This window comes from Jannaschia formosa (genome assembly GCF_003340555.1).
GTDB lineage: Bacteria > Pseudomonadota > Alphaproteobacteria > Rhodobacterales > Rhodobacteraceae > Jannaschia > Jannaschia formosa.
On record NZ_QPLJ01000104.1, the window covers coordinates 1 to 966 of the forward strand.

General features: G+C 64.3%; 2 pseudogenes. Both read right to left on the reverse strand.

What is annotated here, in order from left to right:
- Window positions 1–426: 426 nt before the first annotated feature.
- Window positions 427–741 (reverse strand): annotated as a pseudogene (locus DR046_RS22995) (transposase); the annotation flags it as partial.
- A 23-nt stretch (window positions 742–764) separates the two neighbouring features.
- Window positions 765–966, reverse strand: a pseudogene (locus DR046_RS23915) (IS630-like element ISAli3 family transposase); the annotation flags it as partial.

The window sequence follows — 966 nt, forward strand, 5'->3', positions numbered from 1 at the left end:
GCTGGGAGACGCTCTCAGCCCCCCTGACCGATCAAACGAGTGACCTCGCCGCGTGAAACCGTGACGCTGAAAGCGCCGGAGATCGCGTCGAACCGATTTCCACCACCTTCGAGACAGCACCACGCTCGGCCCGCGTCACAGACAATCCCACCGTCAGGCTGCCAGCCGTGGCAACTTGATCAAGCCCTGACCTCTCCGAGGCTCGGCGCTCCTACACCACGTCGGGGGACGTTATCCGGTCATGTTCCTCCACCTCGTCTTGTCATGCGGGCCTCGCGCCCAAGTACCCGTTCAGGTCAGAAGAAAACGCGGGGGCGACCTCACTCGGGAACGGTCCATTGCGATCCGTCCCCCGCCACCCCGTGGAACTGCGCAGCCCATGGGGCGACCCCGTTACACAGCAGGAGGTGACGAAACGATAAGACAAGAGGGGACCAGCAGGTGCAGCGGGCCGATCGCACCACGGTAGGGGATGTTGTCGGCCAGGGTCGTCTAACGGGGGGACAGCGTGGTGAACTCGGGCGCCGTCCAGTCGAGGCCAACCAGCCGCAGCAGGCTCTCGGCAAAACCGGTCGTCTGCCGGAGCGACATGCCGAACAGAACCTTCATCGTCAGACACGTCTGGATGGCGGTGTCACTGTAGGTCTCCTGTCGGCCACGCCTGCCTGTAGGCGCGGCTTCCCGGTTCATCCCGGGGTCGAACCAGATCGTCAGCAAACCCCGGCGCCTGAGCGCTTCAATACACGCAAGTCATACCAACGGCCCTACCTGCTGACCGCTTTGGCGTAGTCGCGGTTGGTGATGGATCGGACGCGGTCGGGATCGCCTGCGAAGAAGTTCCAGGCTTCGCAGCATCGGGTGACGATGTCGTCCCAGGTGTCCATGGTGGAGATGGCGAGGCGGTTGGCGCGCAGGTAGGCCCAGACGGTCTCGATCGGGTTCAGCTCGGGAGCATAGGGCGGGAGC